The organism is Haliscomenobacter sp., from assembly GCF_033763495.1.
Lineage (GTDB): Bacteria > Bacteroidota > Bacteroidia > Chitinophagales > Saprospiraceae > Haliscomenobacter.
Genome location: NZ_JANRKL010000186.1, coordinates 1 through 22,502, shown reverse-complemented (window position 1 = coordinate 22,502; position 22,502 = coordinate 1). Strand labels below are relative to the sequence as shown.

Genomic DNA, 22,502 nt, shown 5'->3' with positions numbered 1-22,502 from the left:
GGCATCTTGCCGCCGCTAGTGCTGCTTTTGACACAGAATTGAGGTTTACATTAGTCCAGAAACGCTTTAGCGAAGGCCAGTTTATAGTACAAAGCCCCCTTCTGAACTTTGAGCCGCGCTATCGGCGGCGAGAAAGATAGATTTAAAGAAAAAAATCCTCGAACTCACGTTAAATTAAACAAGTTTGACGGGTTTACCCAAAATTTGAATCAAAGTATTATTGAAATAATTTAAAGTCAAACCAAACTTATAACTTATATATTGCGCACAAAATCTCAAACCCAATGAATTCAATAGACCATATAAAGACCCTGATTGGGCAAAATCAGATTCCTTCTGTGTTTGAGGAATTAAAAAGAATCCCCTTATCTGATGATCTATCTAATCAATTAGTTCTGATTGAAGGTAGATACAGTGAAGTGGCTAAAGGAAAAAGACTTGGGACCACCTCTAAACATGAAGTGGAGCTTTCGTTCAGCGAAATTCGGTTTAGTTTAATTGATCTTTGCGACATAATAGTTGAGACTAATAATGCTAGACCTTCTGCATTACCACAAAGTAAATTCCTCCTGAATTTCGAAAATATCATTCACAGCAAGACGGAAAATTTCATTGGTAGAGAATGGTTGTTTTCAGCAATCGAAGAGCTAATAGAGCGCAAACCAAAAGGCTATATAATAATTAAGGGGGAACCTGGAGTTGGCAAATCAGCTATTGCCAGTAAGATCATCAAAGATAGGAAAGGGGAGTGTCTTTATCACTTTATCGTCAAATCAAGCGGCATTAATGACCCTGCTCAATTTTTAGGAAACATAATGGCACAATTGATACTCAAGTTCCACTTGGTAAATAAAGAAATTACAGATAAATCTTTACAAAATGGGAGTTTATTCATTGATTTGTTAAATGAGGCATCCAAACTACTGAAGGCTGAGAATAAAAAGTTACTTTTGGTTATTGATGGATTAGACGAACTAAAAGAAACCTCTCAGTCAAGCGGGGAAAATACTCTTTTTTTACCAAGCGAATTACCCGATAATGTCTTTATTCTTCTTACTTATAGAATAGTTAGTAGGGTTAGTTTGAATTCTCCGACAATTATTAAAGAAATTGGTCTTGATCAAAAAGATAAACTCAACAAGCAAGATGCCGCTGAATACATCAAACGTGATATCCCTTCAGAAGGTATACAAAATTTCATAAAGTCCAATTATGTTTCAGAATCACAGTTTTTGGATTTATTACTCGAAAAAAGTCAAAACAATTTTATGTACTTACGTCATGTGCTTCCTGAAATTCAATCCGGTAATTATAAGAATTTAGACATTAATGAAATTCCAGCAGGATTACAAAGCTATTATGAAGACCATTGGAAGCGAATGAAAACAAATGATAAAACCCAATGGTATAATATTTACCTTCCTCTCATTTCGTTACTGGCTATTATTAAAACTCCTATTGCTATAGAGTTTATCTCAGGAATTACAAATATAGACATCAATAATGTGAGATCTGCCATTGATAGTTGGCGCGAATTCTTGTTCAATGATTATTACGAAGCTGTGATTCCTGTCTATCGCATTTATCATCAAGCTTATAGTGACTTCTTGTCTAAGAAAGATGAGATTGGAGAAGAAATTGATTTGAATGATATGCGTAGTAAATACATTAATTTCTTTGAATAAAAAAAAGATGACCTCAAATACAATTTATGACGAGCTTTTGCTTAAACTTCGCATTCATACTCATAAATGCCACTTGATTAATGTGTGTTTAGAAAAAAATGATGCAATGAAATTGATCGATCTTCTAAATAAAGAAAACTATCTCGAAGAAAGTTACTTAGGGCAATTAGAGTCATCTAATGTTCAGGGATTTTTGCATGAAATAAATAATGCATTTATTTTAATTCAAAAGCAATTGGGGCAAAAAGCAGCAGAGTCTTTTGTTCCTAGATTCATCGAATTTTTGGTAAATCGATTCGCTCAAAAGGATGAGATTTTGAATACTGACATGGTTCATTCTTCGCTAGGATATTTGGAAAACAATAATTTTTATCAAACAATTTTGGAATATTTAACAGACAAGGATTATTTACTTCGATCTGCAATCGATACTGAACAAGAAAATAAATTCCTAACTATTTTTCAATCTCACTTAGCCAGTATTTACAGACGGAAGGGCAACTTGGAAATCGCTTCTGAATTACTGGCAACTTGTGAGAAACGAATGGAAAGTGATAACAATGGCCAAGTGGATCACCTAAAAACCTTATCATTAATTGAATACGAATTAGCGTATATTTATTACCTTCAGGGGAAAGGGCTAGAAGCCTATGACTTTTTCGGCCAAAGTGCTAATCATGCATTTGAAAGCAATCATCCTGTTGGAGAATGGATTAGTAAATGTACTCAGCACAGAGTTGGTTATCTGTTTGAGATCGAAGAAATCAAAGTTTACGAAGATGTCAATTCTCAAGCACTATTTATTTTTGAAAAATTGAGCAAAAATAATTCATTAGCTGAACGTTGGGTGACCAATTGCATCTTAAATTCTTTCCGGGTTGCTTTTTATAAAGGAGATAAGACTCAAGCAGAATATTATTACGCTCAAATGCAACAGAATGATTGGCCAACTAAATATGGCGTTGCACCAATTTCGATTCAATCAATGAAAGCAAGATTATTAATAGTTCAGGAGTCTTTTGAAGAAGCCATTGAAGCCTATAAATTTCTGCCACAAAATAAATTAGAGCTAGACGCTCAATTTCAAGAATTTCAGAATTCCGCGCAATTCTATAGCCACTTTGAAGGTATTGCTGAATATTATTTGGAACTAGGGAATGCCTTTTCAAAGTTAAATCAAAAGGAGAGGGCAATTGAAGCCTTTAGATTGGGTTTAGAAGTTCCAGATTATGGTAATGTGCCATTCAAAAACAAAATTCAAAAAAGATTGCTTGAATTGAATTAAAAAATGCTAAGCATTGAAATGCGCTGAAGGTAATGTTCAACTAAACGGTTTTCTTTTTGTGAGAAGAACTTAGAGGCAACTCATTACTCCTTTTGTACTATTTTTAACTCATAATTCACAATGAGCATTATGAAAAAATTGGTTTTACCTTTACTGATAATCTTCCTTCTCTCTATGAATTGTGAGAAAAATGAGAATCTTATCTCTATACTCTATTTTACTGATGCGCATGAAATCGCTCCTGTAAATGATGAGTATGGCAATCGCGGTGGTGTAGCTAGGCTTAAAACTATTGTTGATCAAATAAAAAGCAATAATGAGGCCTTTCTCGTTTTTGGTGGTGACTTGGCAGGCGGCACTTTATTTGGAGGTATTTACAAAGGTTTTCCTATGGTTGAAGCTTTTAATCAAATACCCCTTCAAATCGCCAACTTTGGTCAACATGACTTTGATTTTGGAGTAGACAATACAATCAAACTAATCCAAAATTCTAAATTTACATGGTTAACTTCTAACATTAAAGATTCTGAAGGAAACAATTTTTATAAACTTCCTGATCATATAATTTTTGATACCCTTGGGATAAAGGTAGGTTTCATAGGGCTTATGGATGCTATTGAAACGTCTGTGCAAGACGATCGAATTAGGCAAATAGATTTGATTGATGCTGCTAAAAAAACTACAGAAATCCTAACAAATAAAGGAGTAGACTACATAATTGCTATCACACAAACTACTTTTTCTACAAATGAAGCTCTACTTGAGAAAGTAGCAGCCATTGACGTCATCTTGACTGAAGAGATTTCAGAAAATCGGACTAACATGCTATATGTTGGATCAAAACCCATTATTTCTACTTGTGGAAATATGGGTTCTGTGGCAGAAATAAAACTTCAGAAAGCGGGAAATAAAATAATGCCTAGCATCTGGATTTATCCCTTAGATACCACTATTAAAGAAGACCCTGCTCTCACTAAATTGCAAAAAAAATATGTTGATAAGCTAGAGAAAGATCTTTCAACCGTTTTATCCATTGCAAAAGCAGACTTTCTTCTACAAGGTAGTCGACAAAGAGAAAATGCTCTTGCCAATTTAGTCGCGGATTCATTTCGTGATTATTATCAGGCAGATATCGCTTTAATGAACGGCGGGGGCTTAAGAGCGAATATCCTCAAAGGAAATGTTACTCTTAAAAACGCTTATGCTGTTTTGCCATTTGGCAACACAATTTGTCTTGTGAATATTAAAGGTAATGAAATTATTAACTTGTTGAAAGCAGGAATGGTTAATATGCCAAAACAAGGGGGTGATTTTCTTCAAGTTTCTGGCTTAAGTTATTCTTTCAATTTTAAAGTTGATGGCCAGCCTCAGATTACTTCAGTTGAGGTAAATGGGAAGCCAATTGAACCTGACAAATCCTACAAAGTAGCTTTATCCAATTTTATTTTATTTGGAAATGGAGACTTTGACCCCATACCTCTTGATCGATTGATCTTTCCCGTAAAAAAATCCCCAAAAGATGTTGAAGTCTTAATTAAATTTTTAACTAAAAACCCTACTATTACGCCTCATCTTCATAAAAGAATAAACGTTTTAAAGGGCTAATTCAAATACATTTAGTACTTACTAAACTGGCTCAAAACGCCACAAGCTCATTTCCCGCCGGATTTTAAACCCCAGTTTTTCATACAACTCGATGTTTTTTGCACTGTCCGCGTTGGTGTGGAGGAAAGGGATTTTGTTTTTCCTGAAAATGTTGTTGGCAGTATGGGTAACCAGTTGTTTGGCGTAGCCTTTTCCCAAATGATCGGTATGGGTAACCACTGCACTCACTTCGGTAAAGCCGTCCAGTTGCATGCGTTCACCAGTAACTGCGATGAGTTCATTTTCCTTGAAAATCCCAAAATACTCCCCCAGTAGCATGGTTTTGCGCTTGAAAAAACTGGGATAAAAACGCTGCATGAAGGCAAATAGCTCGTCTTCGTATTGACCGTTAAGGGGAATAATTTCTTCCGGATCAGGTCGATCAATGGGATTTTCAAGGATCATTTGTACACAAAGTAACTCTCCTTTGAAGTTAACATCATTTGAAAACCGGGGTTTATTGCCAATCACAAAAAATGGCCCGGCCACTTTTACGTGATCCATCAATGGAACACTCAGGTCATCATTCCCAATAAAAGCTCCAAATGGACAAAAATCAGGGTGATAACATTTTAGCGAGCCATAATCCAGGGCTAAATCCCGATGGGTTTCACTCAGGCAATGCCAAACGAGGTTATCCAGTTTTTCCATTTTTTGCTCGTATTTTATACCTCAGCAAGTTCTGACTCCTTTGCCAGAGCCCTGGCTTTTACAAAGCTGGCCACACACAAGTCTACATCCTCAGGCGTAGTTGCCCAGGAACAAACACTGATGCGAATTACTTTTCGGCCATGCCACATGGAGCCTCCGCACCAGCAAACGCGAAGTTCTTGCAGGTTTTTCAACACCTTTTCCGTCATTTCATCCTCGCCGCAGGCAATCAAAACCTGGTTGAACACCACCTCATTGAGTACTTCAAAGCCCTGATCGCCCAAACCCTGGGCAAACTGCACGGCGCGTTCGTTTAAATTGCTGACCAATTCATCCACCCCACTTTTCCCCAGGTATTTCAGGGTTGCCCAAAGTTCAATTACCCTGGAGCGGCGACTCATTTCTGGCGTATAATACATGCCATCGCGTTTGCCTTCCACGATGTAGGCCCCACTCATGTGCAGAGCCGAAACCAGCGCTTCTTTATCCTGACACAGGATGATCCCACAATCGTAAGGCGTGTTCAGGGTTTTGTGTCCATCTGCCGACCAGGATTGGGCCAGTTCCATTCCTTTGGTCAAATATTGAAACCGTTCGGCTGCCGCTGCCCAGAGGCCAAAGGCGCCGTCGATGTGTACCCAGGCTCCAACTTCCTGTGCTTTTTGGCAAATTGCTTCAATGGGGTCAAAAGAGCCGGAGTTGACATTGCCAGCCTGGAGGATGATCAGGGTGTTGCCGTCCAGTTCAGGCATACTTTCGAGTACCATGCGGCCCTGTTTATCTACTTCGACCCATTCAATGTTGGCCTTACCAAACCCAAGCAACTGGATCGCTTTCAGCACCGTGGAGTGGGTATGTTTGCCCGTAACGACTCGCACCTTAGGCGCACCATTCATGCCTTGCTCGTTGACATCCCAGCCGTTTTTTTGAAAAAGCCGCCAGCGAGCTGCTGCAAGTCCACAATAAATGGCCATTGAAGAACCACTGACAAAACCTGCGACGGTATGTTGGGGCAAGCCCAAAAGCTCGCACAACCAATTTTCTACCACTGTTTCGAGCTTGGCAGAAATGGGTGACAAAACCTCCATTGCGGAGTTTTGATCCCAAAAATCGCTCAAGCTTTTGGCCGCCAAAGTAGCAGGGATGGAGCTGCCGGTTACAAAACCAAAATACCGGCCTCCGAGGGTAGGAAGTGTGGCTGGTGAACCATAGTAATGCAGGCTGTCCAGAATTTCCTGCACATTTCCAGAGGTGTTGGGCATTTCCTCTTCAAAATGCGTCAGCTTATTCAAGGCCTCCTCAGTGGGATAAACATTCCGGTCGAAGACCTCGTTAAGGTATTGGAAGGCATAAGATTGGGCGCTTGTGAAGAGTTGATGATCCTGGATTTCCTGGAACATTGCGTCCTGAATTTTGCTCAATTTTGTGCTATTTGCCATCGGTGTGGGTGATTTTTAGTGTTTAAATTTTATTCCAGATTCATCCGCATTTCTAACAGATTAGGCGTAAACCCCGCTTTTTCATACGCCTTTTTCGCCGCTTCATTTTCGGCGTATACTTCCAGGCGGATTTCAGCGATACCCTGACCTTTGATCCAGTGGGTTAAAGCCTCCAGTACCAGACCATTGACGCCGCGGCCCCGAAACTCGGGTTTGACGTACATGAAGCCCAGGTAGGCAAAACGTTTATGCGCATTGTAGTCTTTGGCCAATCGAATTTGGGCATAACCCGAACCTACAATTTCGGAGCCAGAGGTCGCAACAATCACCTCCGATTCAGGGGCCAAAATCAAGGCTTTCAAATCATAATAGTGAATTTCTCCGGCTTTTAAAGTAGGGTCGAAGGGCCGCTCGGCGGCTACAATGCCTTGTTCAAAGTGGAGGAGCGTGTCCAGGTCTTCCACCGTAGCAGGGCGGGTAAGGATTGGGTTCATCGTCGAAAAAACGGATTTAGGATTTTGTGATGGTGTCTAGGAACGATGGGAAATATACAAAAACACCAGGTGCCTGGTTGTGCCTGGATGGGGTTATCTGCTCAAAATGTTAGATTTTTTGGTTGAAACGGAAAAAACTTAAAGCGAATCAAATGATATTTTTTTTCATATCGGGCTAAATGTGGTGTTTTTTGAGAGATTTAGCCCGATATACTTTTTGGGGAGCATTATTTTGGGCCACAGTATTTCATAGCGTGAGGGTAAACGCCATTGTATTACATCCCTTATTGGTAGCAAAAACACTAACGATCATGTTGTACCTCACCGGGATTATCCTCTCAAGTTTTCTTTTATTGTTGCTGTTGTTGAAAAAAGACAAATCCAGGGCTGATTACATCCTGAGTACCTGGATGGTGATTATGACCCTACATCAATTGACCAATTACCTTGAGTTTTCTAAAATTGCCTATCAATATCCACACCTTTTAGGCATTGGGTTTGCGCTTCCACTCTTGCATGGAATAATGTTGCATTTTTATGTAGCGGACTTGACTGGATCACAGAAATGGACATTGCGGTATATTTTGCCCCATTTTATCCCTTTTGTCCTGCTCACTCTCCTGGCCATTCCCTTTTACAGTTTGTCGGCAGAGGGGAAAAAAGAAGTTTTCCTTCAGCAAGGCGCTGGTTACGAATGGTACAGCCTGGCCCAATTTTTCACCATTCTTGCTTCAGGGCTTGGTTATGTGATTTTGTCGCTTCGAAAAATCCAAACCGGGCAAAAAATCTTGAATCAAAATCCTAAGCATCAAAAACACTTACAATGGGTCAAGCACCTCTCCTTCGGGCTAGCCATCATCTGGATATTGGTCATTTTTTTTAATGACCAGGTCATTTTTGGGGGAGTTACCGCTTTGGTGTGTGCCATTGGCATTTTGGGCATCAACCAGGTGCCCGTTTTTGTAGGCAATTTTATCCCCGATCCATTGGATCCCGCTCCAATAAGCAGTTTGCCCCGCTATGCCAAATCTGGCCTGAGTGCCAGCCAATCCGAGGCCCTTTTTGAGCAGTTGACGCAACTGATGCAAAAGCAGGAAGTGTACAAAAATCCCGAACTCAGCCTGGGTGAACTAGCTGATCTATTGAGCACCCACCCCAACTACCTCTCTCAAGCCATCAATGAAAAAACGGGGCAAAATTTTTACCAGTACATCAATAAGTTGCGGGTAGAAGCATTTTTAAAAGTAGCAGCTTTGCCTCACAAACAGCATTATTCCCTGCTCGCACTGGCTTTTGAGTGCGGGTTCAATTCTAAGTCGACGTTTAACAAGTATTTTAAAGTGGTGATGGGCGAAACTCCATCTGAATATTTTTCTTTGGTAAAGCCCTGATTGTTAATTTTTTGAACATCCGTCCTTGTAAGCTCGAACGCCCTTCAGGTACGCCCTTACCCACAGCGACGCTCCAAACTGGGGAGTAGTTTTCCTTTGCATAAAACTACTTTTACCATGACTCGACTACTGTTATTCTTGCTGACGCTGGTGGCCTTTTCCTGCGATCTGGCAGACCCCGCCGCACCGGGTTTGTTGGTTCCCAAAACCGTCAACCAAGATGCTGCACTTCCCTCGCTGGCCATCAACGGCACCTTATTGCACGTAGAAACCTATGGGAAATCCAGCGATCCCCTCTTGGTTTTGATACACGGCGGACCCGGCGGTGATTTTCGTTCATTGCTCCCTGCCAAGGCAATGGCGCAAGAAGGTTTTTTTGTCATTTTTTACGATCAGCGGGGTACCGGGTTGTCTCAAAGAGTGCCGCGTAGCCAGTTTGAAGGAGCTGATGCCATCCAACTCATGATCGAAGATTTGGATCAACTCATCCAACACTTCAAAAAAAGCCCCGGCCAGAAGGTTTTCCTCATGGGGCATTCCTGGGGAGCCATGCTGGCAACCGCCTACATCAATCAAAACCCAGCGGAAATCAACGGCGCTGTTTTGGCCGAACCGGGCGGTTTCACCTGGACACAGACCTCCGAATACTTGAGCCGCTCCAACAAGATCAAGTTTTTTTCCGAAGCACTGAACGACGCAGTGTACCCCGAGCAGCTTTTTTCAGGCAGGGATGAACAGGAAATTCTGGACTACAAGGCTTCCTTTTTTGCCAGTTTTGAAAATGCGCCGGGTAATACCATCGGCAATGCCGGGCCTTATCCCTTTTGGCGCAATGGCGCAGTGGCTTTTAATGCCCTGATCGACAATGCGGAGCAAACAGGGTTTGATTTTACAACGCAATTAAAAGCCTACAAACCCAAGGTTTTGTTCCTGTACAGTGAACTCAACCAGGCTTACCAACTGCCTTGGGCACAAAAAGTGTCAGGGGTTTACCCCAATGCCCATTTGGAAGAAATCAAAGCTTGTGGGCATGAAATGTTCCATTTCGCCTGGCCCGAAATCATGGAAAAATCTTTAACCTATCTCCAAGAATTGAAATGAAAACACAACTTATTGTCTTTATCGCCGCCTTGGGCCTGGCCTGCAATACGGCCGCTGGCCAGGATCTGCATTGGGGCCAATTGCAGAAAGATCAACAACATTTTATTGCCGCCAAATTTGGTGCAGATTATGCCGCTATATTGGGAGTGGCTTATGGGTACCGTTTGGCTAAAACACAACCTGCTTTCATCAGCGCTGAATTTTCGGCCCCTTTTGGAACGAATATACTAGACGATTGGAAATTACGCCTGGCTTATCAACACCGGGTATGGCAGGGAGGAAACCTTGCCCTAAGCCTTAAACCCGGAGTGATTGTACGGGCATATGCCTCCGATATTGCCCAAATACTCAATGTTGGTCTTGAGCTGAATACTTCATTGGGTTACTATCGTCCTAAATGGTTTCTGGCTGCCGAAGCCGGAGTAGATCATACCCTTGCCAGCAAACTTAAACAAGGTTCTTTGAAGGAAAATTATCCGGGTATTTATGAAGGCTGGATTGGTTCTACTGGGGGGAATTTCAAGTTTGGTGCTAATGTTGGCCATTCTTTGGGAAAGCAGCTCGTATCGCTGCGCTTGGGGAAAGTGTATGCCCGAAATTTTCAGGACAATCCTACTTTGCCTTTTTATTTTGAATTGGCTTTAGTTAAGGTGTGGTAGCCTAGTGGCAATAAAAAGAGGCTGCCTGAAAAGCATTGGTTTTCAGGCAGCCTCAGTTGAGGATACTATCTTAGATGTTTAGCCTAAAGTTTTGTTGTTCAGAATATTGTGCGGGAAAATTGGCCCTGGAGGCGCACTGATTTTCGCCCTTTCTTCCTCCGATTTAGCCCGGCGGCGCATCAACTCCAAACGGATACTCTCTTCCCCTTTGCGCATCGCCCAAAGGTGATTGGCTGAAAAAATGGGCCGCAACAAGGGCGTCATCAATTTCAAAAAAGGCTTTTCCGCCCGGATTCGCCAGTCGTACACCACTTCACAAACTTCAGGTGAAAGCTGCTTAAAGGTCCATACCCCCTGACCAACAAAATCTCCAATGGCTTCCAGGGAATAACCATTGGGGAAATCGGTTTGGAGCACCCGGAATTTCCAGCGCAGGGTATAGGGCAAAAAACCTTTGGTGTACAACTCCACCACTTTTCCAACTCCACCGGGTTGGCCTTTTTCCAAAATTTTGGCATCCAAATACACACTGGGCCACCAACGGACCAGGTCTTCAGCGTCTTCGAGGGTGCGGTATACTTCCTCGCAAGTGGTGGGTAATTCCCAACGGGTAACAAAATGATAACTAGACATAGATGAGATAGGTGTTTTATGCAAGAAAATAAAATTAAACTTACATACGGTTTAGCTTTATTTTTGGATCGTTGGTTGTGCTTTTTTTTCTAGTTTTGTGTAAATCAATGACAAGTAAAGTGCAATTTGAAGACGAAACGGATCTGGTAAAATTGCTCAAGCAAGGCAATGAACAGGCATTTGGCGTACTGTACGATCGGTATTCTGCTATGCTGTTTGGAATCCTGCACCGCATCGTCAATGACCAGCGCGAGGTAGAGCATCTCTTGCAGGACTGTTTTGTAAAAATCTGGCAAAACATCAACCAATATGACCCTTCCAAAGGACGTTTTGCTACCTGGCTCATCAACATTGCCCGCAATCAGGCCATCGATTTTACCCGGTCTAAATATTTTTCTCAAAAACAGAAAAACCAACCACTTGAAAATCTCGTACATTCGATTGGGGCAAACCATGCCGTTCAAACCATGGACGAAACCATCGGTTTGGCCCAGTTGGTGAAAAAACTACCCGAATCCAGTCGACAAATCATCGAATGGATGTATTTTGATGGCTACACCCAACAAGAAATTGCAGACAATTTCAAAATACCGCTCGGTACCGTAAAGTCCCGGGCACGTTTGGCCCTAAATACACTAAGAACTTTTTTTTCGCATCAACACAACTTGACATAACCATTGAAAAAACAGTACGACATCACAAATCAGGAAATAGGTGAGTGGCTTTTTGAAACTTCTGTTACACCAATCGACGAAAATACAGTCAATCAAACGGAAGACGCCCTGATCCTTTTTGCAGCAGCACATTCCGTGGCGCCACCTGCGGCTTTGCGGCATGCTATTTTAGATAAAATCAAAGACTTAAATGCGCAAAGGGCCAATCATCAGCAACTAGATGTCAATCAACTCCCTCTTTTGAATGAGGAATCCAAATGGCTGGAATGGAGTGAAGCCGTGGCTGGAATTGAACCTCCCGCTGATTTCGAAGACATTCACATGCATACCCTGGAATCCAATGAACAACGCGACTTGTTTGTCATTTGGGTCAAAGAATTTGTGCCCGAAGAAGTGCACCACGATCTTTTGGAAAGTTTTATGATTCTGGAGGGTTCCTGTGTTTGTTACATTACGGATAAAACGGGAGAAACCCGAACCGTGCGGCTTGGCGAAGGGGACTTCATCACCATGCAATTGGAAGAAACCCACGATATCCACGTCACTTCCGAAAAACCGGCCAAGGCAATTTTGCAATGGTATAAACTGGCCGCCTAAGGTGCCCCTTCAGTGCCTTAAGTTTCTTAGGTGGCAAGAAAAAAACCTGCGGAGCAGAGCATTGTTTTACCACCTAAGAAGCTTAAGGCACTGAAGATACACCTCAGAAGTGACAATTCAATAATACCGTCCAATCTTTGGATGTTCTACAATCGCCCGTTTTAGCGCATAAAAATCCACTTCACCCTGGTGACTCCAAACCACCTTCCCACCAGGCTCCACTAAAATGGTGTAAGGCAAGGCTCCATTCCAGTTGGGGTCTACTGCTTCGATCAGCGCATATTTGTCTTCCTCTGAAAACAAATAATTGGGAACTGCCGAAAACTTTTCTTTCAAAAACTTCAGCGCCTTGGCTTCCTGATCTGGTTTGTCGGCAGACAGGGAGACAAATTCAAAGTCCCGGGCACCGAACATGCGCTGCAAAACAATAAAATCGGGGTATTCCAGTACACAAGGCCCGCACCAGGTAGCCCATACATTGATGAGCCGGAGTTTTTCGGAGCCCTCGTTTTTCAACAATTTTTTAACCCCTGCCTCATCCAGTTTGGCAATTGATACTGGTTTGGCTTCCCATTCTTTTTGCACTTTGTCCTTGTACTCCAACTTCCAGCCCCACTTGGTGGAACAACCGAAGGTTTTGGTTACCGGGGTTGCCACTGGCTTTCCTGCCAGCACTGCATCAATAGCAGCGCGCAGGTCTTCAGCGTTGGCAGCTCCAGGTTTTTCGATGGCGTCGAATCGGCCAGTATAGGCCAATTTGCGTTGGGCATCAAAAAGGAATACGTGCGGGGTGGCCACAGGCCCATACTTCAGCGAAACCGCTTCATTGTCGCCATCGTACAGGTAAGGAAAGTCGAATTGCTGGTTCTTGGCCCGGATTTTCATTTCTTCAAAATCGTCGTTGAGGTCGGTGTAACCAAGTTCTTCGTATTGCAAGCCCAAAGGGCTGTTGGGAGAAATGGCGACCACACTCAAACCTTTGCTGCGGTAATCTTTCTCCACTGCTTTTAGCCGCGCTTCGTAAGCCTGAGCAGTGGGGCAGTGGTTGCAGGTAAACACTATGGCCAGCGCTTTGGCCGCTTTAAAATCGTCGAGGCTGTGCCATTTGCCATCTACTCCTGGGAGTTTGAAGTCGGGCGCAGTGGCGCCGATTTCCAGGGTTTTGACCGTTTGTTCAGCTACCGGCCTGGGATTGGCTTTAAAAACGTCCGCTTGTTCAGCTTGTTTTTCGGGAGAACTGCACGCGCACAGCAGCGTCCCCAGTACCATGGACTGAAAAATGTGAAGCTTCATTTTTGTTTGTGTTATAGTTCTTAATGGCTACTAATGTATTGAATTTCTGGCAGTATTGCGTATACTGCCAGAAATCTTCATGGCCTACTCCCGCACTTTCCCCGTCAACACATTTGCCTTACTGTTAAATGGATTGCCAGAGGAGCGCCGAAACGTCACCACTTGCCCTACGTGCCACAATGCGTCTGAAATCGGGCCATTGATCAGGTTCCAAAAGGGCCATTCACTTTTATTGGCACCAAATTGTGACATGATTTTATGGTCTTCAAGTTTGGTACCTTCCTGTTTGAGCAAATCGCTGGCCTCCTTCAAAATCTCCAGGGTCTTTTTTCTTTTGACTTCAAAGCTAAGCGATGATGTTTCTTCCCCACTGCGCACGTTGATTTGATTTTTCATGGCATTGAGGATCATCGTTGAAAGCCCAAGAATATGGTCGATGGTTTCTTCTGTAGTCCGTGCTTCTGGGCTTGGGCGAAAGGCCAGGTCTTCTGGCCGTAAACCTTCAGTGGCCCAGTAAAAACGGAAACCGAGCCCATCGATCATCCGCGCCGCAACACTTTCGGCGCTGTAACTTTCGGGATAGGCAGGAATTTCACGGTAGGGTAGGGTGGTGGTCATGTTTGGATTGTTTTGTGCACATAGGCTGATGCTAACAATCAGCAAAAAAGCAAATAGAGTAAGGTTCTTCATGTCAGGTGAGTTTTTATCTTTAAAGGTAAAAAAAGAGCAAGAATAAGAGCCGATCTAAGTCAAAAATCGGCATTGCTGGCGGAATCTCACTTTTTTAGGGACTTCGAGCGAGCAATAAACATGTATTGCTCGCTTTATCTTGTTTTTTTTGGCACTTCGAGCGAGCAATAGGATTGGAATGTTCGCTCGAAGTCTGTATTTTTAGGACTTAAAGCGAGTATTTATGTCAAAAGAGTTGATTGGAAGGGAAAATGAAGTAAGTATTCTCAAAAATTTACTCACTACCGATGAAGCCGAATTGGTATCGATCATTGGCCGTAGGCGGGTAGGCAAAACCTTTCTGGTCCAGTCGGTATACAGTGAGCGCATTGCTTTCGAAATAACCGGGATTCAGCATGCCAAAAACAGCGAGCAACTGGAAAATTTTGTCGTTGCGCTGAGCCTGCAAAGCAAATCACCCCTGCCCCTGCAAAAACCTAAGACTTGGCTGGAGGCATTCCATTTGTTGATTTTATACCTGGAAAATGTCATTGAAGGGGAAAAAAGGGTGGTCTTTTTTGACGAACTTCCTTGGTTGGATACTCACCGTTCGGGCTTCCTCAATGCTTTTGGCTTTTTTTGGAACAGTTGGGCGGTGAAAAAAAACATCGTCGTAGTCATTTGCGGTTCGGCTGCTTCCTGGATGATTCAAAAAGTGGTGCACAACAAAGGGGGACTGTACAACCGCATTACCAAACGCCTGCACCTCCAGCCTTTTTCTTTGCGGGAAACTGAATTGTACCTGCAAAACAAAGGCTTGAACCTCAACCGCTACCAAATCACCGAATTGTACATGGCGATGGGCGGAATTCCCCACTACCTCAAAGAAATCCAAAAGGGTGAAAGTGTGGCGCAAAGCATTGATCGGATCTGTTTTGCCAAAGGCGGCACCTTATATGATGAATTTGAACAACTTTATCCTTCTCTTTTTGAACATGCGGAAAGCCATATGGCGGTTGTCCGGGCTTTGGCTGCCAAACCTTCGGGTCTGAGTAGATTGGAAATTGGGCAAATCAGCGGAATCTCCAACGGCGGTGGCTTGAGCAAAACCCTGGAAGAGCTGCAACATTCCGGCTTCATTGCGGAATACCTACCCTTTGGACGGCTTAAAAGGGATTCACTTTTTCGCTTGAGTGATGAATATTCGTTATTCTACCTCAAATTCATCGAAACCTTAAAAAAAGAAGGGGCGGGTATTTGGCAAAGTTTTCACGCCAGCCCGGCTTTCCATGCCTGGAGTGGTTACGCTTTTGAAAGCATTTGCCTCAAACATGTGCCTGAAATCAAAAAGGCGCTCGGCATTTCTGGGGTATTTGCCACCGCTTCGGCTTTTTATCGCAAAGGTTCCGAAGGTATGGATGGTTGTCAAATTGATCTCTTGATTGATCGGGATGATAAAGTGATCAACCTGTGTGAAATCAAATGGGCGAATTCGGAATACATCCTTAGCAAGACCTACGCGGCGGATTTGCGGAAAAAAGTGGCGCTGTTTAAGCACTACTCAAAGACAAAGAAGCAGGTGTTTTTGACGTTTATTAGCACGTATGGGGTATTGGAGAATGAGTATAGTCGGGGTTTGGTGGATCGGGAATTGGGATTGGGGGAGTTGTTTGGGGGGTAGCTGAAGGCATTCTTTTTTCACATTTTGAAAGCAAATATTGCTGCCAAAAAGGGGTTGAAATTATGAGAACAACAAACCAAGCCGCAGTCTACCGCAACAAAATTTTCGCAGGTATCCTTCTTGAAGAAAGCCGCCAGCTTTACACTTTTCGATACGATGATGCCTATTTTGCCGACACGGTTGATACCGTTGGTGCTATAACTGTAAAACCGTTCTAAAATGCTAACCAAAATCACCTCCAATCCCAAACTCGTCTTCCTTCTCGACTGCTTGGGTGCCTTACTCTCCGCCTTCCTTTTAGGTGTAGCATTGCCCAGTTTCCAACCCATCTTCGGCATGCCCAACGAAATTCTCTATGGCCTGGCCGCGCTAGCCTGCTTGTTTGCGATCTACTCGTTTTGGAATTATCGCTGGTTCAAGGAGAATTGGCGGCCTTATCTGCGAGGGATTGCGATAGTCAATTTGTTGTACTGTTGTTTGACCGCTGCCTTGGTGATCTACTTTCGTCAAGAACTGACCAAGTGGGGATTCTTGTATTTTTTGCAGGAGATGGTTGTGATCATGGTCGTCGTTGGGCTGGAGTTCAAAATCATTACCAGGAAAAATTGAGCGAATCGCATTTGATTAAAAATGTTCTAGGCGTTTGGTTGAAAATTCTACATGCCACTTCGTGGGGCGCTCTTCGATCCCAAAATGCTCGCTGCGCGAGCGGGCTCGACGATCGCGGGTTCCTGCATCTTACTTCTAGTTGAGCAGGTGTATGATGCTGGATACGAGGTAGGATCTAAAGCCCGCGATCGTCGAGCTTGACGCCGCAGGCGTCAGTAAAAGATCGATGAGCGCCCCACGAAGTGGCATGTAAAATTCCAGACACGAAGGAAAATCCCCCAATCTACATATGCAGCGCCCGGTTCCCCGTCGCCGCCAACGCTGCCTCCTTAAACGCTTCCGTATACGTCGGGTGCGCGTGGCTCATTCGCGCAGCATCCTCCGCAGAAGCCCGGAATTCCATCAAGGCTACGGCCTCCGCAATCATATCTGCTGTACGTGGGCCGACCATGTGCACGCCCAAAATTTCATCACTCACCTGGTGGGACAACACTTTCACCATCCCATCAGTATCCATACTCGCCCGGGCGCGACCCAAGGCTTTGAAAGGGAATTTACCCACTTTGTAGGGCACACCCGCTTCCTTGAGTTGTTCTTCAGTTTGGCCTACGCCCGCTACTTCTGGCCAGGTGTACACTACCCCAGGGATGAGGTTGTAGTCGATGTGTGGTTTTTGGCCGACGATCGTTTCGGCAACAAAAACGCCTTCTTCTTCCGCTTTGTGCGCTAGCATAGCCCCTTTGATCACGTCGCCAATGGCGTAAATGCCGGGTATGTTGGTTTGTAGGTGGTCATCTACCAGGACCCGACCTTTTTCATCCAATTGTACGCCAGCGTTTTCCAGGCCCAGTTTATCCGTAAAAGGTCGACGGCCAATGGCCACCAGGCAGTAGTCCGCTTCAATGCTTAATTTTTCGTCGGTATCCCGTTTTTGGTATTCCACCACCACCTTGTCTGCGGAAGGAGTAACGGCGGTCACCATGTGTTTGAGGTGGAACTTGATGCCAGCTTTACCGAGTGAGCGTTGCAATTCCTTGCTGCAATCCCCATCCATGCCAGGGATGATGCGATCCAGGTACTCGATCACATCGATCTGGGTACCCAGGCGTGCATACACTGAACCCAATTCCAGCCCAATCACCCCGCCACCAATGATGACCATCCGGGTTGGTACTTCCTGAATGTTCAGGGCCTCGGTCGAAGTGATGACCCGTTTTTTATCGTAATTGAAGGTGGCAGGCACGATGGGCTTAGAGCCAGTAGCGATGATGGTTTTATCGGTTTCGAGCTCCTGAGTAGTGCCGTCTTCTTTGGTCACTTTGATCAAGTTGGCATTGACAAAAGAACCAAAGCCGTAATAGACGTCAATTTTATTTTTTTTCATCAAAAACTCCACCCCTTTGACCGTCTGGCTTACCACATCGTTTTTGCGCTTGATCATTTGAGGCATGTTCACCTTCAGGTTTTCCAGCTCAATGCCGTGCTCGCTGAATTTTTCATGTGCAGCATGGTAGTGCTCTGAAGAGTCCAGCAATGCTTTGGAGGGGATACAACCCACGTTCAAACAGGTACCTCCCAGGGCATTGTATCGCTCGATGATGGCAGTCTTGAGTCCCAACTGGGCGCAACGAATGGCGGCTACATACCCCCCGGGGCCAGAGCCGATCACAGTTACATCGTATTTCATAAGGTTGTAGAGATTTTGAGCGCAAAAGTAGCGGTTTTAAACCGCCCAAATGCTTTTTATCCCAAAAAGAACAGGTCGACCAAGGCTTTTTGTTCACACTTTTTTAAAATCAGTAGATCTGCGTAGTGGATTACGCAAAGCTGCGGATGTGCCCAGCCTTGGAAAGCCCCCATCTTTGTGTCATCACAAACACCTAATTTTTTAAAACATCAAAACCTTACAACCATGAAAAAGTTATTGTTCAATTTGTTCTTCCTCGCTGGCTTCATCCTTTTCGCTCAAAATTTGCAGGCTCAGGCACCTAAAATGGAAAACGCCGAACTCTTCAAGTCTTACCTCAAAACCGTTTACACGGCGTATGAAAAAGGAAACATTGACGAAATGTTTGGCTACTACACTGCGGATGCGGCTGAAATTGGCCCTGATGGCAGTTTAACTTCAGGCATCGCAGCGCTCAAAGCAAGCTGGGCTACTTTTGAAAAAATGATGGATGAAAAACCCAAATTCACTTACCAGTTGACTTCTTCTCGCATGATCACCCCGGATGTGGCTATCCTCACTTGGGACTCCAATTCCGACATCAAGATTGGTGGTCAACAAATAGGAGGCAAAGCTACTGCTGTAGCGGTTGTGGTTAAAAAAGGCAACCGTTGGATGATTGAATTCGATGGGCTAACTCCGGTGATCCCAATGCCAGATCCAACTGCGGCGGGGAATAAATAAAACTTTGGAAGCAACGGAGCTTGTCACTACCAAAGCGGCATTTTTATTAACACAGAGGAAAAAAAGAGGACGCAGAGGACACAGAGTTAGACGTTGACGACGCTTTTCTTTGTGTTCTTTGAGTCCTCTTTTTTCCCTTTGTGTTAATTAAAGTGTCGCTTTGGCAAAATTGATTTTTACCTGTGATCTTACCCCCTGAGTTTCCCCAAGGCCCGCTCCAGCTCCTCCGGCTTATTCACATTTTCCAGCGCCTCTTCCTTCTCCGCAAGCAACAACTCAATCGGTGCATTGAGCAACACCTTGCGTGGACAAGTGTACCCCTGCGCCATAAACTGCAACAAAACCGGATAACTCCGTGGCTCCCAAATGGTCACCAGTGGTTCTGGAAACTGATCAAAGGGGCTACGGAAAGTAGTGGCCACTTTGGAAGGATTTCGCTGTGCTACCAATTGCTCCAGGGTATGCTCATCCAAATGAGGTAAATCACAAGCAACCACCAGCCAGGCTGCATCCGGGTGTTCCCGAAAAGCGGACAGGATTGCGCCATAAGGGCCCAAACCCAAAAAAGTATCCGGTATGGGCGAATACGCCCCTCCAATTTCTTCAACCTGATCTCCGCGACAAGAAATAAACGTGCGGCTACACCACTGACTCAACAAGTCGGCCATATATTCGCGTTGCGCTTTGCCGTGGTAGTTGATTAAACTTTTGTCCTGGCCCATGCGCGTGCTGCGCCCGCCAGCCAATACGAGCCCGTAAAGAGGAGCTTGTTTTTTTTGCAGTTCTTCCAGTAAATAATCTGCGATTCCCGCTTCATCCTCCAGTTTGAATACAGGTGGCAAAACGCCACCCAAATGCTCCTGCAAGAAGGGATAAACCGCAGTTGTATCATCCGTGAGCACAATGCAGGCGACATCCTTGAGGCGATCCAGTTTTTTTTGCAGGGAAGCTTCCTTGCGGGGATCAATCAGCACAATCTGCTTTTTGGCCTCAAAATGATTGCCATTGACCAACACGGCATCCTGCGCATTGAAATGCTGACGGAAAAAGAAAGGATTGAGCGCCCCCTCCTGGTCAAAACGGTGAAAGCTGATTTTGTCGGTATATTCTTGCTGGGCACCATGGGCCATGGCGCTTTGGGCATCGCGTCCGGCTTCCTCTTCTGCATCTGCACCTGTGTGGTCAGCATCCACGTAGCCTAATTGGTAATCGGCTTTCAGGCGGTCAATCAGGGCAAAAGCTAGTTTTTTAATTACCCCACAAGGCGCACCGATGAAAGCCCATTCCTGACGGGTAAAGTGACCGTAGGCAGGGCGGGTGATGGCGGCGTGTTTTTGATGGTTTGACATGATTAACCTTTTGTAGGTGCATTTAGCTTTGATACTTAGCTTTCAGTTCTTCAATCGTTAGAATCAACAAGGGAGGATGTTCATTCGTTCGATATGGGCGAAAATGCCGGTCTTCAGAAACAATAATTGCCTGTGCCGCTACTGCACAATCGACAAACTTATTGTCATCGACATCGTCTGCAATTAGGTCCCATTTAAAATAAATATCAATGTGTTCAACTCCGGGAAAGGAGATTAGAAAATCTGTGAAATTAGAGGCTGCTTCAGGTGTGGTTTTGGCAGTAAGGATTTCTTCGTATTCAAACAGGATTTCATTGGATATACAAAGACGAAATTCTCCGGTTAGAATTTTGTCAAATATCCAACGATTAGGAGAACGTCGACCAATCATCGAAACGATCACATTGGTATCAAGAACGAGTTTCACTCCGCCAGTGCTCATATGCCCAATTTGCGATGTCTAGAGGCGTAAATTCTTTTTCTTCGATAAAAGCATCCATTGCAGCACTGGCTTTTTCAGCAAAATACAGGCCGATGAGTTGGCGTATTGCGAGAAGATCTTGTTCATCGACATTATGCGCATAAAGCTTGAGCAACTCGAGCTGAAGATTACTCATTGTATGTGGTTCGGCCTGCATGTTGATCCTATTTTTACAAATATATGCCCTAAATCTTGACTTTTGCAAACGCCCGATCCAAAATATCCAGCGCTTCTGCAATATCCTCTTCCTGAGCAGTCAGCGGAGGCGCAATACGAATAACGTTGCCGTACAAGCCGCCCTTGCCGATCAACAAGCCCAGTTCTTTTGTAGCTTCAAACAACTGGCGGGTAGCCTCGGTTGAAGGCTCTTTGCTTTGGCGGTCTTTGACCAGTTCCAAACCTTGCATCAGGCCCATCCCACGCACATCGCCGATGACGGGGTATTTTTCCTGCAAACGTTCCAGGCCTTCGCGCAACAATCTACCTACTCGGCCTACATGCTGCGGATCGGCGTGGTTTTCCAAAACTTCCATGGTGGCGAGGGATGCCGCACAAGCGACGGGGTTTCCGCCAAAAGTACTTAGGCTCAGACCTGCCTCCACGGTGCTTTGTGCGATTCCCATCGTAGTAATTGTATTGCCCAGCGGGAACCCATTGGCAATACCTTTGGCCATGGTGATCACATCGGGCTCGATGTCCCAATGTTCGATACCAAACCACTTGTCGCCTGTCCGGCCAAAAGCGGTTTGTACCTCATCGATGATCATCAAACCACCGTATTGTTTGACAATTTCCTGCGCAATTTTGAAGTATTCCTTTGGCGCGGTGATGAATCCACCGACACCCTGAATCGGCTCGGCAATAAAGGCGGCGATTTTCCCACTCGTGGTGGTTCTGATCACGTCCTCAATGTCCTGCGCACAGGCCACGCCGCAGGAAGGGTAGGTCATTTTGTAAGGGCAGCGGTAACAGTAAGGATTCACTGCGTGGGTGATGCCGGGTACTTGTGCGCCCGTCAAACGCCAGGAACTATGCCCGGTAAGCGTCATACCGATGGCCGAGCGACCGCTGTAGCCATGCCGCAATGCGACTATTTCTTGACGACCCGTATAAATTTTGGCCAAAAAAACCGCAGTTTCATCCGCATCCGTTCCTGAGGGGGTGAAAAAAGAGACCTGCAATTTGCCAGGGGTGATTTGCGCCATTTTTTCCGCCAAATTGACATGGGCTTCGTTGGGATAAAGGGTAGAAGAATGGATCATCTTCTCCGTTTGGTTCTTCACGGCCTCCACAATTTCAGGGCGATTGTGGCCTACACTGGTGGTGAGGATGCCTCCAAAAAAATCGAGGTATTCCTTGCCCTCTACATCCCATACGCGCAGGCCTTCGCCACGTTCGAGTGGGAGGGGCTCGGTGTAGTATAGGAGGTGATTGGGCCAGAGGTATTGTTTTTGCTTGGCTAATAATTCTTGTTTGGTAGAGGTATGGGTGGTCTGCATGGTTTTGCGGATTGAATGAGGAGCTAAGCTAGGGATTTTTTGCCAATAATGGAATAAGTCTTATTCCTAAGCCATTTTGTCGGTTTTTTTAAATACACTCTGCCAAATTTTCCTAAAATCACCTTGGCAAATCTTTTGCTATACCCTCTAATACTGACAAAAACATCAGATATTAGCCAAATAAAAAGCACAAAACGAAATGACCTACGACAATTTCACCATAAAAGCGCAGGAATCCATCCTGAAAGCCCAGCAAAT

General features: G+C 44.5%; 23 protein-coding genes. 12 read left to right on the top strand and 11 right to left on the bottom strand.

Annotation, left to right across the window (positions count from 1 at the left end):
- Window positions 1-284: 284 nt before the first annotated feature.
- The 3 genes from SFV55_RS20660 (at window position 285) to SFV55_RS20650 (ending at window position 4,575) form a co-directional block, all read left to right on the top strand.
- Complete coding sequence (locus tag SFV55_RS20660; RefSeq protein WP_320031449.1) at window positions 285-1,685, top strand: AAA family ATPase; 1,401 nt, start codon at window positions 285-287, stop codon at window positions 1,683-1,685.
- Window positions 1,686-1,791: 106 nt separating this feature from the next.
- Window positions 1,792-2,970 carry a hypothetical protein gene (locus tag SFV55_RS20655; protein ID WP_320031448.1) on the top strand — a complete coding sequence of 393 codons (1,179 nt, stop codon included), beginning with the start codon at window positions 1,792-1,794 and terminating at the stop codon, window positions 2,968-2,970.
- 129 nt (window positions 2,971-3,099) lie between these two features.
- Window positions 3,100-4,575 carry a bifunctional UDP-sugar hydrolase/5'-nucleotidase gene (locus tag SFV55_RS20650; protein ID WP_320031447.1) on the top strand — a complete coding sequence of 492 codons (1,476 nt, stop codon included), beginning with the start codon at window positions 3,100-3,102 and terminating at the stop codon, window positions 4,573-4,575.
- A gap of 21 nt (window positions 4,576-4,596) precedes the next feature.
- On the opposite strand, the gene SFV55_RS20645 is transcribed toward SFV55_RS20650, so the two are convergent.
- The 3 genes from SFV55_RS20645 to SFV55_RS20635 are packed head-to-tail and all read right to left on the bottom strand — an operon-like array spanning window position 4,597 to window position 7,198.
- Entirely contained in the window at window positions 4,597-5,265 is a 669-nt protein-coding gene (locus tag SFV55_RS20645; protein ID WP_320031446.1) for a GNAT family N-acetyltransferase, read from the bottom strand.
- Window positions 5,266-5,279: 14 nt separating this feature from the next.
- Entirely contained in the window at window positions 5,280-6,704 is a 1,425-nt protein-coding gene (locus SFV55_RS20640; RefSeq protein WP_320031445.1) for a pyridoxal phosphate-dependent decarboxylase family protein, read from the bottom strand.
- 29 nt (window positions 6,705-6,733) lie between these two features.
- Window positions 6,734-7,198 (bottom strand): GNAT family N-acetyltransferase, encoded by a 465-nt coding sequence (locus SFV55_RS20635; protein WP_320031444.1) that lies wholly within the window; start codon window positions 7,196-7,198, stop codon window positions 6,734-6,736.
- A gap of 311 nt (window positions 7,199-7,509) precedes the next feature.
- On the opposite strand from SFV55_RS20635, the gene SFV55_RS20630 reads away from it, so the two are divergent.
- From SFV55_RS20630 to SFV55_RS20620, 3 genes are all read left to right on the top strand, one after another.
- Window positions 7,510-8,589 carry a helix-turn-helix domain-containing protein gene (locus SFV55_RS20630; RefSeq protein WP_320031443.1) on the top strand — a complete coding sequence of 360 codons (1,080 nt, stop codon included), beginning with the start codon at window positions 7,510-7,512 and terminating at the stop codon, window positions 8,587-8,589.
- Window positions 8,590-8,706: 117 nt separating this feature from the next.
- On the top strand, window positions 8,707-9,690 hold the full coding sequence (locus SFV55_RS20625; protein ID WP_320031442.1) for an alpha/beta hydrolase: 984 nt from the start codon (window positions 8,707-8,709) through the stop codon (window positions 9,688-9,690).
- A complete protein-coding gene (locus tag SFV55_RS20620; RefSeq protein ID WP_320031441.1) occupies window positions 9,687-10,349 on the top strand; it encodes a hypothetical protein in 663 nt (220 codons plus the stop codon). The genes SFV55_RS20625 and SFV55_RS20620 overlap by 4 nt, the downstream gene beginning before the upstream one ends.
- 78 nt (window positions 10,350-10,427) lie before the next feature.
- Here the strand turns inward: SFV55_RS20620 and SFV55_RS20615 are convergent, their stop codons facing one another.
- Entirely contained in the window at window positions 10,428-10,982 is a 555-nt protein-coding gene (locus tag SFV55_RS20615; protein WP_320031440.1) for an SRPBCC family protein, read from the bottom strand.
- A 107-nt stretch (window positions 10,983-11,089) separates the two neighbouring features.
- Here SFV55_RS20615 and SFV55_RS20610 point away from each other — a divergent pair, with 107 nt between their 5' ends.
- Entirely contained in the window at window positions 11,090-11,656 is a 567-nt protein-coding gene (locus tag SFV55_RS20610) for an RNA polymerase sigma factor (protein ID WP_320031439.1), read from the top strand.
- Between the two features lie 3 nt (window positions 11,657-11,659).
- Window positions 11,660-12,253 (top strand): cupin domain-containing protein, encoded by a 594-nt coding sequence (locus tag SFV55_RS20605; protein ID WP_320031438.1) that lies wholly within the window; start codon window positions 11,660-11,662, stop codon window positions 12,251-12,253.
- A gap of 117 nt (window positions 12,254-12,370) precedes the next feature.
- Here SFV55_RS20605 and SFV55_RS20600 read toward each other — a convergent pair whose 3' ends face one another.
- Both SFV55_RS20600 and SFV55_RS20595 read right to left on the bottom strand, forming a co-directional pair.
- Window positions 12,371-13,546, bottom strand: coding sequence for a redoxin domain-containing protein (locus SFV55_RS20600; RefSeq protein ID WP_320031437.1), 1,176 nt, complete (start codon window positions 13,544-13,546; stop codon window positions 12,371-12,373).
- An 84-nt stretch (window positions 13,547-13,630) separates the two neighbouring features.
- A complete protein-coding gene (locus tag SFV55_RS20595; protein ID WP_320031436.1) occupies window positions 13,631-14,236 on the bottom strand; it encodes a hypothetical protein in 606 nt (201 codons plus the stop codon).
- A 223-nt stretch (window positions 14,237-14,459) separates the two neighbouring features.
- Here SFV55_RS20595 and SFV55_RS20590 point away from each other — a divergent pair, with 223 nt between their 5' ends.
- The 3 genes from SFV55_RS20590 to SFV55_RS20580 all read left to right on the top strand — a co-directional run bounded on the left by SFV55_RS20590 (window position 14,460) and on the right by SFV55_RS20580 (window position 16,505).
- Window positions 14,460-15,896, top strand: coding sequence for an ATP-binding protein (locus tag SFV55_RS20590; RefSeq protein ID WP_320031435.1), 1,437 nt, complete (start codon window positions 14,460-14,462; stop codon window positions 15,894-15,896).
- Window positions 15,897-15,958: 62 nt separating this feature from the next.
- Window positions 15,959-16,114, top strand: a complete 156-nt coding sequence (locus tag SFV55_RS20585) for a hypothetical protein (RefSeq protein ID WP_320031434.1) — start codon at window positions 15,959-15,961, stop codon at window positions 16,112-16,114.
- 1 nt (window position 16,115) lies between these two features.
- The gene (locus SFV55_RS20580) at window positions 16,116-16,505 is read left to right on the top strand and encodes a hypothetical protein (protein ID WP_320031433.1); all 390 of its coding nucleotides are present in this window, start codon (window positions 16,116-16,118) and stop codon (window positions 16,503-16,505) included.
- A 283-nt stretch (window positions 16,506-16,788) separates the two neighbouring features.
- Here the strand turns inward: SFV55_RS20580 and lpdA are convergent, their stop codons facing one another.
- Window positions 16,789-18,192, bottom strand: coding sequence for a dihydrolipoyl dehydrogenase (gene lpdA / locus SFV55_RS20575; protein ID WP_413776727.1), 1,404 nt, complete (start codon window positions 18,190-18,192; stop codon window positions 16,789-16,791).
- 225 nt (window positions 18,193-18,417) lie between these two features.
- Here lpdA and SFV55_RS20570 point away from each other — a divergent pair, with 225 nt between their 5' ends.
- Entirely contained in the window at window positions 18,418-18,915 is a 498-nt protein-coding gene (locus tag SFV55_RS20570; RefSeq protein ID WP_320031432.1) for a YybH family protein, read from the top strand.
- 188 nt (window positions 18,916-19,103) lie between these two features.
- Here SFV55_RS20570 and SFV55_RS20565 read toward each other — a convergent pair whose 3' ends face one another.
- From SFV55_RS20565 to SFV55_RS20550, 4 genes are read right to left on the bottom strand one after another with little or no spacing between them, the layout of a single operon-like run.
- Window positions 19,104-20,264 (bottom strand): NTP transferase domain-containing protein, encoded by a 1,161-nt coding sequence (locus tag SFV55_RS20565; RefSeq protein ID WP_320031431.1) that lies wholly within the window; start codon window positions 20,262-20,264, stop codon window positions 19,104-19,106.
- A gap of 22 nt (window positions 20,265-20,286) precedes the next feature.
- Window positions 20,287-20,706, bottom strand: a complete 420-nt coding sequence (locus SFV55_RS20560) for a putative toxin-antitoxin system toxin component, PIN family (protein ID WP_320031430.1) — start codon at window positions 20,704-20,706, stop codon at window positions 20,287-20,289.
- Window positions 20,675-20,902 carry a hypothetical protein gene (locus tag SFV55_RS20555; protein WP_320031429.1) on the bottom strand — a complete coding sequence of 76 codons (228 nt, stop codon included), beginning with the start codon at window positions 20,900-20,902 and terminating at the stop codon, window positions 20,675-20,677. The genes SFV55_RS20560 and SFV55_RS20555 overlap by 32 nt, the downstream gene beginning before the upstream one ends.
- A gap of 28 nt (window positions 20,903-20,930) precedes the next feature.
- Window positions 20,931-22,244, bottom strand: coding sequence for an aspartate aminotransferase family protein (locus tag SFV55_RS20550; RefSeq protein ID WP_320031428.1), 1,314 nt, complete (start codon window positions 22,242-22,244; stop codon window positions 20,931-20,933).
- Between the last annotated feature and the right edge of the window lie 258 nt (window positions 22,245-22,502).